This is a genomic window from Streptomyces sp. NPDC008317 (assembly GCF_042955955.1).
Taxonomy (GTDB): Bacteria; Actinomycetota; Actinomycetes; order Streptomycetales; family Streptomycetaceae; genus Actinacidiphila.
Genome location: NZ_JBIBFQ010000009.1, coordinates 252,488 through 267,036 on the forward strand (window position 1 = coordinate 252,488; position 14,549 = coordinate 267,036).

The window sequence follows — 14,549 nt, forward strand, 5'->3', positions numbered from 1 at the left end:
CGGCGATCCGTTTTTGCATTCGGGCAAGCCCCCGTTCGGAGAAAGTGGTACCGGACGGGGGCTGTCGTATAGCAGGATCTTGGAATGGCACGCGAGGTCCGTCAGCTCCCCAAGGCACATCTGCATCTGCACTTCACCGGCTCCATGCGCCCCGGCACGCTCCTGGAACTGGCCGACCGGCACGGCGTGCACCTCCCCGAGGCGCTGACCTCGGGCGAACCCCCCAAACTCCGGGCCACCGACGAGCGCGGCTGGTTCCGCTTCCAGCGGCTGTACGACATCGCCCGCTCCTGCCTGCGCACCCCGGAGGACATCCAGCGGCTGGTCCGCGAGGCCGCCGAGGAGGACGCGGCGGACGGCTCCGGCTGGCTGGAGATCCAGGTCGACCCGACCTCGTACGCGCCGCGGCTCGGCGGGCTGATCCCCACGATGGAGATCGTGCTGGACGCCGTGCACACCGCCTCGCGGGACACCGGGATCGGCATGGCCGTGGTCGTCGCCGCCAACCGCATGAAGCACCCGCTGGACGCCCGTACGCTGGCCCGGCTCGCCGTCCGGTACGCCGACCGCGGCGTGGTCGGCTTCGGGCTCTCCAACGACGAACGGCGCGGTCTGGCACGGGACTTCGACCGCGCCTTCGCCATCGCCCGCGACGGCGGCCTGCTCGCGGCCCCGCACGGCGGGGAGCTGGCGGGGCCCTCCAGCGTCCGCGACTGCGTCGACGACCTGTACGCGGGCCGTATCGGGCACGGGGTCCGCGCCGCCGAGGACCCTCGGCTGCTGCGCCGCCTCGCCGAGAAGGGCATCACCTGCGAGGTCTGCCCGGCCTCCAACGTCGCGCTCGGCGTGTACGAGAAGGCCGAGGACGTACCGCTGCGCACCCTGTACGAGGCGGGCGTGCCGATGGCGCTCGGCGCCGACGACCCGCTGCTCTTCGGCTCCCGGCTCGCCGCCCAGTACGAGATCGCCCGCGCCTCGCACGACTTCACCGACGCCGAACTGGCCGAGCTGGCCCGGCAGTCCGTACGGGGCTCCCGCGCGCCGGAGGACGTACGCCGGCGGCTGCTGGCGGGGATCGCCGAGTGGGAGGCGACACCGGAGGGGGCCGGGGGCTCTCGTGAGGGTGCGGGCTCTCCCGAGGGGGCGGGCTCTCCCGAGGGGGCGGGCTCTCCCGAGGGTGCGGTGGGCTCTGCCGGGAGGGTCGTCGGGTCTACAGGCTGACGCCCACCAGGACCGGCTCGTTGACCAGCGTCACGCCGAACGCCGCGTGGACGCCGTCGCGTACCTCGCGGGCCAGCGCCAGCAGATCCTCGGCGGTCGCGCCGCCGCGGTTGGTCAGCGCCAGCGTGTGCTTGGTGGAGATCCGCGCCGGGCCGCTGCCGTACCCCTTGGTGAACCCCGCCTTGTCGATCAGCCAGGCCGCCGAGAGCTTCGTGAGGCCCTGACCGGCCTCGCCCGCCGGGTACGACGGCGGCGCCGTGTCCTGGCCGAGCCGCTCCTTCGCCCGCTCCAGGAACGCGGCGTGCTCCGGGGCGGTCAGGATCGGGTTGGTGAAGAAGGAGCCCGCAGACCAGGTGTCGTGGTCGGCCTCGTCCAGCACCATGCCCTTGCCCGCGCGCAGCGCCAGCACCGTCTCCCGCGCCTTCTCCAGGGGCACCCGGTCGCCGGGTTCCACGCCCAGGGCGCGGGCGGTCTCCGCGTACTTCACCGGGGCGGAGAGCCCGCCCGCGTCCTCCAGTCCGAAGCGGACGCGCAGCACGACGTAGCGGTGCGGCTCCGCCTTGAAGCGGCTGTGGCGGTACGAGAAGGCGCACGCGTCGTTCGCCAGCGTCACCGTCTCGCGGGTCCGGCGGTCGTACGCGACGACCTCGGTGATCGTCGTCGACACCTCTTGGCCGTAGGCGCCGACGTTCTGGATCGGCGTCGCCCCCGCCGAGCCGGGGATGCCCGCCAGGCACTCGATTCCGGCCAGGCCGGCGGCGACGGTCCGCGCCACGACGTCGCTCCAGGTCTCGCCCGCGGCGACCTCAAGCGAGGTGCCGTCGAGGGTCACGCCGCGGGTGGCGATCCGTAGCGCCGTTCCCTCGAAGCCGCGGTCGCCGACGACGAGGTTGCTGCCGCCGCCGACGATCAGGAGGGGGTCGCCGGTGGTGTCCGCCGCGGCGACGGCGGCGATGACGTCGGCGTCCGAGGCCGCCGTGATCAGGCGGTGCGCGGGGCCGCCTACGCGGAAGGTTGTCAACGGGGCCAGCGGCGCCTTCTCCATTACGTCCACCCCCTCACCCTAGGGGGCCCGCCCCCTCCCTTCTTTTCCCGGCCCGCTTGCGTGGGGGGGCGTCTTTGCCCACCCGCCCACCCGTGCGGGTGCTTTCTTCGTCTGCGGGTGCCGCCCGTGCCTGGTCGGTCCCGGCCCGGGGCACCTCCTCGGGCGACGAACCTGCGGCCACCTGCGCCTGCTTCTGCCCCTGCCCGTTCGTCCCCCTGCGGGGGCACCCCGGCCCGTCCCCTCCGGTCCGTCGGCGCCCGCCTGTCCGCTGTAGCTGAGGAGGGAGGGAGCCTTCGCGGCGTACCGCCCCGCGCAACCGCCCCCCAGAAGTGAAGGCCCCGAGCCCCCCGCCCGCCAACCAACCAAAGGCCCCCCACCCCCCACGCCCCGCCACCCGCACCCGTACCAAAAGGGCCGCCCCCACCCCCACCACAAACACCACCCGCACCCGTACCGAACGAGCATGTGCCACCGCCCCCGACGCCCACCCCACGGCGAACCGCCCCCTCCCAGCCCTCACCCCACGGCGAACCGTCACCCGCAGACGGGCCGGAAGGCCCGGAACCCACCCACCCCCCTCCGCCCACCCCACGGCGAACCGCCCCGCTAGCCCCCCACCCACGGCGGACCGCCCCCACCCCCTCCCCCCACCCACCACGAACCGTCACTCGCAGACGGGCCGGAGGGGACGGGGCGGGGTGCCCCCGCAGATTTGCGTGCCGACAGGGCGTGGACGAATGGGAAAGGAGCAGGCAGCACGCAGCTCGAGGAGGTGCCCCGGCCCGGGACCGACACCAGGGACAGGGCGGTGGAAGAAAGGGCTGACCCCCGCACCCAAGCCGGGCACGGGGGTCAAGAGGGCCAGGAACGGCCAGGACGGCCAGGAACGGGCTAGGCGGTGGGCTGGAGGTCGCGGGGGGAGGAGGACGGGGTGGAGTCGAGGGAGGTGGGAGAGGGACGGCGGGGAAGGAGGAGGGCCGCGACCGTGGCGACACCGAGCACAGCGGCACCAACCCACAGCGCAGGCGTCAACCCGTCGACAAAGGCGTCAGCCGACCCGTACCCGCCCTGCGCGGAAAAGATCGAGCCCAGCACCGCGATCCCCAGCGCTCCCCCCACCTCACGCAGCGCGTTGTTGGCCCCCGAGGCGATCCCCTGCTCCGCCCCCCGCACACTCCCCATCACCAGCGCCGTGGCCGGCGCCACGAACAGCGCCATCCCGGCCCCGCTGATGATCAGCGCGGGAAGCTGCGCCAGATACGAGACGTCCGGCGAGATGATCGTCGCGAACCACCCGAGCCCGATCGCCTGAAGGGCGAGCCCGGCCGCGACCACCGGCCGCCCCCCGATCCGGTCGGAGACAATCCCGGCGATCGGCGCGACGATCATCGGCATACCGGTCCACGGCAGCATGCGCAGCCCGGCCTCGGTCGGCGAGTAGCCGACGACGTTCTGCAGGAACTGGCTGAGCAGGAAGATCGACCCGAACATCCCGGTGAACATCAGCATGCTGGCCGCGTTGATGGCCGAGAACCCGCGGCTGCGGAACAGCCGCATCGGCAGCATGGCGTTCGGCGAGGTCGCCCCGTGCCGGATGAAGGCCGCGACGAGCGCCGCGCCGCCGATGAGCCCGCCGAGCACCGGCCCGCTGGTCCACCCCTTGGTCGTGGCGTTGACCAGCGCGTAGACGACGCCGAACAGCCCGAGGCTGATGAGCGCGGTGCCGCGCGGGTCGAGCCGGGCGCCGGGCGCGGTGGACTCGTTGAGGCGCAGCCGGGCCAGCGGGATGAGGGCGATGCCGAGCGGAACGTTCAGCCAGAAGATCCACTGCCAGGAGATGTGTTCGGTCAGGCTGCCGCCGATGAGCGGCCCGCTGGCGACGGCGAGGCCGTTGACGGCGCCCCAGATCCCGAACGCGGCGCCTCGCCGCTCGGCAGGGACCGCCGCGGTGAGCAGCGTCAGCGTGAGCGGCATCATGATCGCGGCGCCGACGCCCTGGAGCGCGCGGAAGGCGATGAGCATGGAGATGGTGGGCGCGAGGGCCGCCGCGGCGGACGCGCCGGTGAAGATCGTGAGGCCGGTGAGGAAGAGCTTGCGGCGGCCGAAGCGGTCGCCCAGCGCCGCGCCGAACATCAGCAGGACGGCGAAGGTGAGCGTGTAGGCGTTGACCGTCCATTCGAGGTCGGACAGCGCCCCGCCGAGGTCCTTGCGGATGGACGGCAGCGCGGTGGTGACCACGAGATTGTCGAGGGCCGCCATGAATCCGGCGACGCTGGTGATGATCAGAGCCCAGGCGGCGGTGCCTGGCCTGCGGCCTTCTGCTGCTTGCTGGGTCATGACTCCCCCTGTGGAGTGCGTACTGCGACGGCTTCGAGCCGTCGTGGTTAGTTATGGATGACTAACTTCAGCGGACAGAAAAAACCGATGACTCCGCGCCCCGAAAGGCGCGGCGCCTCACTCGGGACGGGCCGTCTCGTACAGCCCTTCCCAGATGCGGTGGTCGGCCGGGAAGCCCAGCGACACCAGGGTGTTGATCAACATTCCGTAGGCGAGGAACTGCGTGGTCTGCTCGACGTCCGCGCCCAGCTCCAGATGCAGGGTCTCCCACAGCGCCTCCCACCCCTCACGGATGGAACGGCCGAATTCGTGGTCCCCGGACGCCTCGGCGGCGGCGACCGCGACATACATCTGCATCTGCATCAGCAGCCGCTCGGGGTCGTCGGAGATCAGCGTCTGATACGCGTTCCCCATCGCCTTGAGCTTGCCCTCGTGGTCCGTCTCGTCCTCGGCCACATCGGCGAAGACCTGGCGCGTCGATTCCAGGCAGTAGGTGGCCGCCGCCAGGAACATGGCCTCCTTGTTCGGGAAGAGGCGGAAGAGATACGGCTGCGAGACGCCCACCCGGCGGGCGATCGTCTCGGTGGACGTGCCGTTGTAGCCGCCGCGGGCGAATTCGCTCATCGCCGCGCGGATGACGCTCTCGCGCCTCTCCTCTGCGCTCATCCTGACCATACGAGTAAGTTAGTGGTCCATAACTAACCTGTCAACCGCGGTACGGGAGACACGGGCAAACGTAAGGGGCACCCACCTGGATGGGCACCCCTTACCTGCGCTTCTACGTCTCAGGCGAGCCGGACCACGGCGCGGGACATGCCCAGCACCTTCTGGCCCGCGGACGTCGCGGTGAGGTCGACCCGCACCCGCTGGTCGTCCAGTTTGGCGGCGACCTTCGCGGTCACCTCGATGAGCGCGCCCTGCTCGTCGTTGGGCACGACGACGGGCTTGGTGAACCGTACGCCGTACTCGACGACCGCCCCCGGGTCGCCGGCCCAGTCCGTGACGACCCGGATCGCCGAGGCCATGGTGAACATGCCGTGCGCGATGACGTCGGGCAGGCCGACCTCGCGGGCGAACTTCTCGTTCCAGTGGATCGGGTTGAAGTCGCCGGATGCGCCCGCGTACTGCACGAGCGTGGCGCGGCTCACAGGGAAGGTCCGCGCGGGCAGTTCGGTGCCGACCTCGACGTCCGCGTAACCGATCGTCGCCGTCATGCCGCGCCCTCCGCGTTCGCCGAAGCGTTCCCCGAGCCGTTCCCGCTGCCGCTGCGCGGGTCGTCCTCCGCCGCGCGGGCGACCAGCTTCGTCCAGGCGGTCACCACGTGCTCGCCGGACTCGTCGTGGACCTCGCCGCGGATGTCGATGATGTCGTTGCCCGCCAGGGACTTGATCGCCTCGATGGTGGAGGTGACCGAGAGCCGGTCACCGGCCATGACCGGGCGCGTGTACGCGAACTTCTGGTCGCCGTGCACGACCCGGCTGTAGTCGAGGCCCAGCTCCGGGTCCTGGACGACCTGGCCGGCGGCCTTGAAGGTGATCGAGAAGGCGAAGGTCGGCGGGGCGATCACATCGCGGTGCCCGAGCGCCTTGGCCGCGTCCGCGTCCATATACGCCGGGTTGGTGTCCCCGACCGCCTCGGCGAATTCGCGGATCTTCTCCCGGCCCACCTCATAGGCGGCGGTGGGCGGATAACTCCGCCCCACGAAGGACTGGTCCAGAGCCATCGGCACCTCCGGTGCGGGAAGCGGGCGGGAAGCGGGCGGGATCGGGGGCAGCGTACGACATACGTACGGAAGTCGTACGGGCGCGGGGGGTCGCTAGCGGAGGCGTAACGGTTCAGCTGATCCGTACGGCTCCCACCGGGCAATACGTCGAGGCCGCCCCCGGTGACGGGGACGGCCTCGCGGTACTGCTACGGCCTGGAGTCAGCGCGTTTCGCGGTGCGCGGTGTGCGCGTTGCAACGCGGGCAGTGCTTCTTCATCTCAAGACGGTCCGGGTCGTTGCGCCGGTTCTTCTTGGTGATGTAGTTCCGCTCCTTGCACTCCACGCAGGCCAGCGTGATCTTCGGGCGGACGTCTGTGGCGGCCACGTGAGTGCTCCTTGACGAACGGGGGTGATTTGAACATGAGAATAGTAGCCGACTGAGGGACCGATCCCACAATCGGCTACGGTGAGTAGCGGCGACCGGACTTGAACCGGTGACACAGCGATTATGAGCCGCTTGCTCTACCGACTGAGCTACGCCGCTTTGACGAACTGGTCCCCGCCTGGCGGCGGGGAACCGATCCATCTGAGCCCCAATACGGAATCGAACCGTAGACCTTCTCCTTACCATGGAGACGCTCTACCGACTGAGCTATTGGGGCGAGCGAGGAAGACATTACACGGTCCGCCGCGATACGTGAAATCCGTATCGGGCAGGGCACATCGGGCGTCGCGGGGCGTCACGCCCACCCCCTGATCAGGACGTGATCACCTCCCGGCCGCCGCGCGCCGGGTGGCCGACGGGCCCCGTACGAGGGCCTGTTCGCGCCGCCGCCACGAGCGTCCGCCCGCGCCGCCGCGACCGCCCGAGTCGCGCCTGCCAGGAGCCGTACCCGCCCTCGCTCTCCGCGCGGAACCGCGTCCGCCCGCACCCGCGAACCGCGCGCCGGCGCGTACGAGTTCCGGGCGCACCGGAACGCGAGCGCGTCCGCTCCCCCGCGCGGCGCCGGCCGTACCGTGTGCCCCGTCTCACGACCCCCACCGGTACGACTAATGCCCTCCTGTCAGGTGTGTGCCGTGCTGACCCCTAAGCTCGGCTTTGCGTGATCTTGCCTCCCGCCGCCCGCCCTGCACGCACCGGAGGAGCGCGATGACCGACAGCCCTCGCGACAGTGCCCGCACCGCCGCAGAAACCGCCACCCTGCTGCTGTGCGGCGCCCGGCTGACCGACGGCCGGACCGTGGACGTACGGCTCAGCGGCCCCCGGATCGAGGCCGTGGGCACCGCCGGCAGCCTCGCGCCCGCCGCGGGCCGTACCGCCGACGGGTCACGCCGTCCGGCCGACGGCACCCGTATCGACCTGCGCGGATATCTGCTGCTGCCCGCGCCCGCCGAGCCGCACGCCCACCTCGACCTGGCGCTGACCGCGGGCGCCGCGGGGCCGCCGTCCGACGACCCCGCCGATGTGCAGCGGCGCGCCACCGAGGCCGCGCTGCTCCAACTCGGCCACGGCGCCACCGCTTTGCGCAGCCATGTGCGGATCGGCGACGTCCAGGGGTTGCAGGCGCTCGAAGCCGTGCTCCAGGCGCGGCGGGCGCTACGCGGGCTCGTCGACCTGCACACCGTCGCCGTACCACGGCTGCTGACCGGCGCGGCGGGCGCGGACGGGCTCGCGATGCTGCGCGACGCGCTGAAGATGGGCGCCGCGGTGGTCGGCGGCTGCCCCGATCTGGACCCGGACCCGAGCGGGTACGCCGAGGCCGTCTTCTCGCTCGCCGCCGAGTTCGGGCTCCCGGTCGACCTGCACACCGCCGCCGACGACCCGGCCCGGCTGGCCCGGCTCGCCGCGATGGCGGGCGGTCTGCGGCCGGGCGTCACCCTCGGCCCGTGCCACGGTCTCGGCGCGCTGCCTCCCGAGGCGATCGACTCCGCCGCGCAGCGGCTGGCCGCCGCCGGGATCTCGGTCACCGCGCTCCCCCAGGGCGGCTGCGGCGCGCTGGACTCCGTACGCCGCGGCGGCGGTCCGCACACCCCGGTCCGCCGGCTGCGCGCGGCGGGCGTCCGGGTCACGGCGGGCAGCGGGGCGCTGGGCGACCTGGCCAATCCGGTCGGCCGCGGCGATCCGCTGGAGGCCGCCTTCCTGCTCGCCTCCTACGGCGAGTGCGGCGCGGCGCAGGCGTACGCGGCGGTCAGCGGCCGGGCGCGGGCCGTGCTCGGGCTGCCGGAGGTACGGGTCGAGGCCGGTTTCCCGGCCGAGCTGCTGGCGGTGCGCGGGGAGGGTGTCGAGGCGGTGCTCTCCCTGGCGTACAGCCGGATCGTCATCCACCGGGGCCGGGTGGTCTCGCGGACGAGCGCGGTGCGCGAATACTGCGACTCGGCCAGCGAGGCCGCGCTCGACCTCCCGCGTCAGTCGCACCGCGAGGCGTAGCGTCACGTCCATGCGCATGGTGATCGCTGGTGGACATGGACAGATCGCGTTGCGGCTTGAGCGGTTGCTCGCCGAGCGCGGTGACAGTGTGGTCGGGCTGATCCGTAACCCGGCCCAGGCCGACGACTTGCGGGCGGCGGGCGCCGAGCCGGTCGTCCTGGACCTCGAATCGGCGACGGTCGCGGAGGTGGCCGCCGTCCTGGAGGGCGCCGAGGCGGCCGTCTTCGCGGCGGGCGCGGGTGCGGGCAGCGGGGCCGCCCGCAAGCACACCGTCGACCACGCGGCGGCCGTGCTCTTCGCAGACGCGGCCGAACAGGCGGGCGTACGGCGCTATCTGGTGGTCTCCTCGATGGGCGCCGACGCCCGGGCGAGCGGGGGTGACCCCGTCTTCACCGAGTACCTGCGCGCCAAGGGCGCGGCCGACGACGACATCCGCGCGCGTACGGACCTGGACTGGACGATCGTGCGCCCCGGCGCCCTGACCGACGACCCGGGCACCGGCCGCGTCCGTCTCGCCCCCTCCACCGGCCGCGGCTCCATCCCCCGCGACGACGTCGCCGCCGTCCTGGCCGGCCTCCTGCTGACCCCCTCGACCGCCGGCCTCACCCTCGAACTCGTCTCCGGCACCGACACCATCCCCGAAGCCCTCCGCACCGCCGCCCTCCCCTAACCCCTCCCCCTCCCCCGCACACACACCAAAACGGCCCCCCGCCCTGCTCTTCAGCAGGCCGGGGGGCCGTTCTCATGATGTGGCGGCACGTGGATTCGAACCACGGTAGGCAGAGCCGACGGATTTACAGTGCGCCGGTTTCACCCCATCCGAGCAGCAGTTTTGGTTTCAGGAGGCCCCGTTGGGACACACACGGGGGATGATCATGGAATTGGCGTTGGTACGGCCTCAGCGGACAAACCTGCCTCCCGCTGACATGAGCTGGCTCCGCTGAAACCTCCTCCGCCCCACCCGTGCAATCCCCTCTGCGTGGCCCGAACAGTCGGTCCTGCATCCATCTCGCCGCCGGAAAACCAGCAGTCGGGAGAGCAGTCCGGCGGCGGTAAAGTACCCAAAGGCGCAGCTCTGAGGCTGTTTGAGACTCTGTCGCGCCTAGGCGGCATGACAGAAATGCGTTGCCAGGCGTCATGCCGCCCTCCTACAATCTCTCGTTGTCGGCACTTCAATCGGCGTTCGTCAGGGAGGCGCGAGTGACGGCCATAGGTGAGGCTGCGGAACGGCCACTGCCAGAGTGGGACAGCCCGGAGATTGAGGCGCTGTTTTCGAGCCGGGAGACGGCCGAAGCATGCCGCTTCTTGCTGCAGCGCCGCGACGATCCGCCGACCATGGATGAGTGGGTCGAGCGCTCTCGTGACGTTTTCGGGAAGGGCAACGTACAAGCCCAGCGCCGCCTACGGGAGGTCCGTGACCACTTCACAGTGACTTCCTACCGGCGGGAAGGAGACGGGAAGTGGGTCTACCGGCTCGACGCGTGGAGTGAGACGCCGGCCAGCGACTCAGGGAGGATCAGCCCGCGGCTTCAGGCAGAGGTTTTCACCGTGAAAGGGCGTTTCTGCGCGATGTGCGGTGCCGGGCCGCAGGATGCCCGGCTCCAGATCGATCACATCGTTCCGCGGTCCTGGGGCGGGGAGACGGAGCTGGACAATCTGGAACCGCTCTGCCAGCCGCACAACAACGGCAAGCGCGCCTTCTTCAAGTCTCTGGCGCCCTACAGAGAGGCGTTCGGACAGGCCATCTACCGCACCAATCCCTGGGAACGGATCGGAGAGCTCCTCAAGGCCTTCGCGAGCAGAGGGGAGGCAACCCCAGTGGAGCTCATCCACATCGTGGCGCGCGAGACGCACCGGGGAGACCCGATGAAGCGGCTGCGCGAACTGCGGTTCATCCTGGGGTGGGAGATCATTGCCCACCGGTTCAAGGAGAACGGCGTGACCTCGGTGACCTACGAGCTGCGCTCCTGGGAACCGTGGCCTCCCGAAGGAGCACCTGCCGCGGTCAAGGCATACGAGCGCGAGCGGAAGCGCCGCAAAGCAGCCGGCGACTAGCTGTCTGCATGCCTCACCGGATGCCGTCGAAGTTCTGCCCCCGGCCGTTACATGCCGGGGGCAGAACTTCGCCCGAGATGGCCACGTGCCTGCTATAGCCGGGGGAAGCTCTGCTGGAGCCAGTCACGCACCGAAGCGACGGTGGCCCTGCCGTGCTGCCGGAGTGCGTCCGCGATGTCGCGCCCGCAGACAAGCGCGATCGGGTGTCCGTCTTCCTGGACCTCGCTCTGTACCTGCCGGTTGAAGTAGGACGTGGTGACCAGCACGCCGAAATTGCGGTGACGGATTCGCGAGATCAGACGCGAGACCTCGCGGACTCCAACGCCGTTGCCCGGGCCGTAGCACTTGGCCTCAAGTGCGAAATCGATGCTGATCGGGTTTGCCGGAGCGCCGAGCACGTAGACGCCTACAGCGTCACGACCGCCGTCGCGGCTGGGCCGCGTCACATCGACTGCGCCAGTAGACGGGGCAATCAACCGCCAAACGGCCACTGCGCACGCCTCGAAGTCACTTTCCCTCCCGCGGAAGTGCTGCCGGATCTCATCCAGCACAGCCTGCCCTGTCTTGTCAGAAGGGAGCTGGTCCGCAGTGGAACGGATGGCAGTCGTGGCCGGCGCCAGCAGCGGCCGGTAGACACGACTCTGCACCCATGCCTTCCACGCCTCAGGGCACTCTCCTCCAAGCACATCGCCGCCTCCCAGGACGTGACCGATCCAACTGCGGGGGACCAGCTCGACATCCAGCACCGTGAAGCGCGAGCGGTAGTTCTGGAATCTCTTCCCCTCGGTTGACCGCCAGATCGCCGCCAGTTCGTCATCCGCGGTCAGAGTGGGTCCCCCCGGGGCAAGCAGGCCTCGGAAACGCACCGCCCGCCCTTTGGCTCGGGCCTTCTCGAAGAGCAGGAAAGGCGGCACCTTGGCACCCCGGACCAGGGCCGTCCCGTGGGAGTGCTCGAAGGCATCCCGCAGGAGAACATTGCCCTTGCGCGGAGTCTCATGCAGGCCCTTGCCCGGCGTCTTGTTGTCGCCGTAGTAGGTGAATGTCCCTGTCCCGGTGTCCAGATAGTCAGGCCAGTCCACCTCTCCCCCGCTGGTGTACAGAACGACCAGCCGGACAGTCCCCTTGGCCGGCGAGCCGGCGTAGCGGAACCCACCCTGGTTACCAGTACCTGGCAGCAACTGAGCGAGCGCGTCGTCGCCGGAGTGCCCTGACGCTCCGCCGGCGTAGACAGCGTCCACCGCGAGATCAGAGTGCTTGAGCTGGTCGAAGGGGACGTCCTGGCCTGGTGCTTGCGGCGAGAGAGGCATACAAGTACTTCTACCAACCCAGGCTGACATTCATCAGAGTCGACCTGCGGTCGTCGCAAGAGGTTCGTAGCTCTTCAATCACAACTGCGCTGGCGCAGGGTTGGAAGGACGACGCCAGTGTCAGATTCTCCAACTACGGTGGCGTAGTGGGCGAGCCGGTTGCGGCACTAATTCTGTGTCAAGTGGAGCACCTCGTCGGTACCGCTGAGGTGGTGCATGGACCTGAGGGAAAAGAGGCGCCGCGGTGCAGGACCCGGTGCCCGTCGCCACTTATTCAATCGAGAGCTGCCATGTACCGGCGCACTGTCGATCCATCCCTCAGGACTGCTCTGAGGCTGGACGAATCCATGATCCTCGTGACCGAGACGATTGTGTCGATCTGCAAGGTGCTCACTGCCACCAGCGACACACGTCCCTGGCAAGAGCGAATTCTGGGTCGGCGTAGTCATCCACCTGCAGTGGCGTGCGCATCACGCGACGATGCGCGCCAGCCGTACTTGCCCCGCGTGCCGGACCGTGCGGCCGTACGTGATCTCCACTCGGCACCGCTTGTGCGTCCCGTGCGTGCGGGAGGCCGACGATGCGGCCTGATCCCCGGTGCTGCCCGCGCACCCCCTAGTGCTACATGGCACGGGCCGGACGCCCCGTCGAGCAGCGCCGGCGCGCCCACCCGGCCGACCGGATCAAGGCCCGTGAGACGGAGCGCTGGCCGCCGCCGAATGCGGTTGGCCGGCCAGGCCAGTCTGGGTCGCGGCCCACACCGTCCCTGTCAGCGCCCTGGACGACCCGCTGTTGCTGCGGAAGGTGCTGACTGGCTTCACGCTCCGGCTCGACGGCAAGCAGGCGGCGGCATCGTCCAGGAAAGCGGGTACGGCGAGGTGTGGGCGCGGGCCCGGAAGCAGTCGTTCACGCCGGACCAACTGGCGTCGCCTCTCGGTGCCCGCCCGTATGACTTGCGCCACGCGTGTGTGTCGCTGTGGCTGAACTCCGGCGTCGACCCTGTCGAGGTCGCACGCCGCGCCGGCCACTCGGTCGCCGTGCTGCTCAAGGTCTACGCCAAGTGCCTGGACGGAGCCACCAGCATGGCGAACGACCGGATCGACGCCGCTCTGATGCGCTGGCGGTAGCTGATCAGGCGTGACGGCTACCGCTTCAGCGCCCGGTAGCGCTTCATGAGTGCGGTGATCCTGCCGGGGTCGGCCCCGCCGTTGAGTTCTGCCGTGAGGTCGTCCGGGCACAGCTCATAGAGGTCGCCCCACCAGCGTCGCCCCTTGTTGTCCCAGATGCGGTATCCACCCGGGACACCCCGCGCCACATACCGCCGCTTGCTCATGCGATGCCCCCCGTCAGCTCTCACCATTCCGGCACAGCAGTCGTCGAGAACGACTGAGGGGCCTGTGTCCAGCGAAGATGCTGGTCACAGGCCCCTCAGGCAGCGTGGCGGCACGTGGATTCGAACCACGGTAGGCATAGCCGACGGATTTACAGTCCGTTCCCATTGGCCACTCGGGCATACCGCCATGGGATGAAGCCGCGGATCCGCTGGGTGCGGGGTGCCGTGGCGACGACGTAAACGATACCCGATCCGGAGGGGTGGTTCGCCACCGGATTGATCACCGCCTCCGCCTTGTGTCCGCGCGCACCGGACACCGCTCCTTCCCCGCGGAGATCCACACGACAGGCCCTAGTCTTTGGGGATGGTGGTCCGGGGATCGGGCCGCGGATGTGATGGAAGACAGACAAGCGATACCCAAGGAGCCCACTGAAGATGGCCGACTCCAGTTTCGACATCGTCTCGAAGGTCGAGCGGCAGGAGGTCGACAACGCCCTCAACCAGGCCGCCAAGGAGATCTCGCAGCGGTACGACTTCAAGAACGTCGGGGCCTCGATCGCCTGGTCGGGCGAGAAGATCCTGATGGAGGCGAACTCCGAGGAGCGCGTCAAGGCGATCCTGGACGTCTTCGAGACCAAGCTGGTCAAGCGGGGAATCTCGCTGAAGGCGCTGGACGCGGGCGAGCCGCAGCTCTCCGGCAAGGAGTACAAGATCTTCGCCTCGATCGAGGAAGGCATCTCCCAGGAGAACGCCAAGAAGGTCGCGAAGATCATCAGGGACGAGGGTCCCAAGGGCGTCAAGGCCCAGGTCCAGGGCGAGGAGCTGCGCGTCAGCTCCAAGAGCCGCGACGACCTCCAGTCCGTCCAGGCCCTGCTCAAGGGCAAGGACCTCGACTTCGCCCTCCAGTTCGTCAACTACCGCTGATTCCAAGCCGGGAGGCCGCGGCCCGCGTCGCGGCCCTCCCGCCGGTTTCCCCCGTGGACGCCGCACCCCTGTGGCCGCCGCATCCCCGTCGGCGCCCCATCCCCGTGGCCGCCCCCATCCCCGTGGACGCCGAATCCCTGTGGCGCCCCGCGCCCCCGGCGATAGGCTGCCTGGCCAAGACAGGCAACGGGGAAC

General features: G+C 70.2%; 13 protein-coding genes, 3 tRNA genes and 1 pseudogene. 6 read left to right on the forward strand and 11 right to left on the reverse strand.

All coding sequences use genetic code 11. From position 1 onward, the window contains the following. Positions 1-84: 84 nt before the first annotated feature. Positions 85-1,221 (forward strand): adenosine deaminase, encoded by a 1,137-nt coding sequence (locus ACFY9V_RS27755; protein WP_391163445.1) that lies wholly within the window; start codon positions 85-87, stop codon positions 1,219-1,221. Here ACFY9V_RS27755 and ACFY9V_RS27760 read toward each other — a convergent pair. The 8 genes from ACFY9V_RS27760 to ACFY9V_RS27795 form a co-directional block, all read right to left on the reverse strand. Continuing rightward, positions 1,211-2,266, reverse strand: a complete 1,056-nt coding sequence (locus tag ACFY9V_RS27760; protein ID WP_391050447.1) for a UDP-N-acetylmuramate dehydrogenase — start codon at positions 2,264-2,266, stop codon at positions 1,211-1,213. The genes ACFY9V_RS27755 and ACFY9V_RS27760 overlap by 11 nt on opposite strands. 891 nt (positions 2,267-3,157) lie before the next feature. Further along, the gene (locus tag ACFY9V_RS27765) at positions 3,158-4,603 is read right to left on the reverse strand and encodes an MFS transporter (protein WP_355340274.1); all 1,446 of its coding nucleotides are present in this window, start codon (positions 4,601-4,603) and stop codon (positions 3,158-3,160) included. A gap of 117 nt (positions 4,604-4,720) precedes the next feature. Continuing rightward, on the reverse strand, positions 4,721-5,278 hold the full coding sequence (locus ACFY9V_RS27770; RefSeq protein ID WP_355340277.1) for a helix-turn-helix domain-containing protein: 558 nt from the start codon (positions 5,276-5,278) through the stop codon (positions 4,721-4,723). Between the two features lie 110 nt (positions 5,279-5,388). Beyond that, positions 5,389-5,817 carry a MaoC family dehydratase gene (locus tag ACFY9V_RS27775; RefSeq protein WP_355340280.1) on the reverse strand — a complete coding sequence of 143 codons (429 nt, stop codon included), beginning with the start codon at positions 5,815-5,817 and terminating at the stop codon, positions 5,389-5,391. After that, positions 5,814-6,326 carry a MaoC family dehydratase N-terminal domain-containing protein gene (locus tag ACFY9V_RS27780; protein ID WP_391163447.1) on the reverse strand — a complete coding sequence of 171 codons (513 nt, stop codon included), beginning with the start codon at positions 6,324-6,326 and terminating at the stop codon, positions 5,814-5,816. The genes ACFY9V_RS27775 and ACFY9V_RS27780 overlap by 4 nt, the downstream gene beginning before the upstream one ends. Before the next feature lie 201 nt (positions 6,327-6,527). Beyond that, complete coding sequence (rpmG, locus tag ACFY9V_RS27785) at positions 6,528-6,692, reverse strand: 50S ribosomal protein L33 (protein WP_004571794.1); 165 nt, start codon at positions 6,690-6,692, stop codon at positions 6,528-6,530. Between the two features lie 86 nt (positions 6,693-6,778). Continuing rightward, positions 6,779-6,851 (reverse strand) — tRNA-Met (locus ACFY9V_RS27790). 45 nt (positions 6,852-6,896) lie between these two features. Beyond that, positions 6,897-6,969 (reverse strand) — tRNA-Thr (locus tag ACFY9V_RS27795). A 488-nt stretch (positions 6,970-7,457) separates the two neighbouring features. Between ACFY9V_RS27795 and ACFY9V_RS27800 the strand changes: the two genes are divergently transcribed. From ACFY9V_RS27800 to ACFY9V_RS27810, 3 genes are all read left to right on the forward strand, one after another. Continuing rightward, positions 7,458-8,735, forward strand: coding sequence for an amidohydrolase family protein (locus ACFY9V_RS27800; RefSeq protein WP_355340286.1), 1,278 nt, complete (start codon positions 7,458-7,460; stop codon positions 8,733-8,735). A gap of 10 nt (positions 8,736-8,745) precedes the next feature. Then, complete coding sequence (locus tag ACFY9V_RS27805; RefSeq protein ID WP_391163450.1) at positions 8,746-9,405, forward strand: NAD(P)H-binding protein; 660 nt, start codon at positions 8,746-8,748, stop codon at positions 9,403-9,405. 491 nt (positions 9,406-9,896) lie between these two features. After that, a complete protein-coding gene (locus ACFY9V_RS27810; protein ID WP_391050413.1) occupies positions 9,897-10,790 on the forward strand; it encodes an HNH endonuclease in 894 nt (297 codons plus the stop codon). Between the two features lie 92 nt (positions 10,791-10,882). Here the strand turns inward: ACFY9V_RS27810 and ACFY9V_RS27815 are convergent, their stop codons facing one another. Further along, on the reverse strand, positions 10,883-12,097 hold the full coding sequence (locus ACFY9V_RS27815; RefSeq protein ID WP_355340295.1) for a restriction endonuclease: 1,215 nt from the start codon (positions 12,095-12,097) through the stop codon (positions 10,883-10,885). A gap of 833 nt (positions 12,098-12,930) precedes the next feature. Here ACFY9V_RS27815 and ACFY9V_RS27820 point away from each other — a divergent pair. Then, positions 12,931-13,224: pseudogene (locus tag ACFY9V_RS27820) on the forward strand (site-specific integrase); the annotation flags it as partial. 17 nt (positions 13,225-13,241) lie between these two features. On the opposite strand, the gene ACFY9V_RS27825 reads toward ACFY9V_RS27820, so the two are convergent. Together ACFY9V_RS27825 and ACFY9V_RS27830 are read right to left on the reverse strand one after the other, a co-directional pair. Further along, positions 13,242-13,430: a hypothetical protein gene (locus ACFY9V_RS27825; RefSeq protein ID WP_355340298.1), complete on the reverse strand. Its 189-nt coding sequence runs from the start codon at positions 13,428-13,430 to the stop codon at positions 13,242-13,244. Positions 13,431-13,535: 105 nt separating this feature from the next. After that, positions 13,536-13,617: transfer RNA gene (locus tag ACFY9V_RS27830), tRNA-Tyr, on the reverse strand. Positions 13,618-13,865: 248 nt separating this feature from the next. On the opposite strand from ACFY9V_RS27830, the gene ACFY9V_RS27835 reads away from it, so the two are divergent. Continuing rightward, positions 13,866-14,354, forward strand: coding sequence for a YajQ family cyclic di-GMP-binding protein (locus ACFY9V_RS27835; protein ID WP_188284013.1), 489 nt, complete (start codon positions 13,866-13,868; stop codon positions 14,352-14,354). Positions 14,355-14,549: the final 195 nt, after the last annotated feature.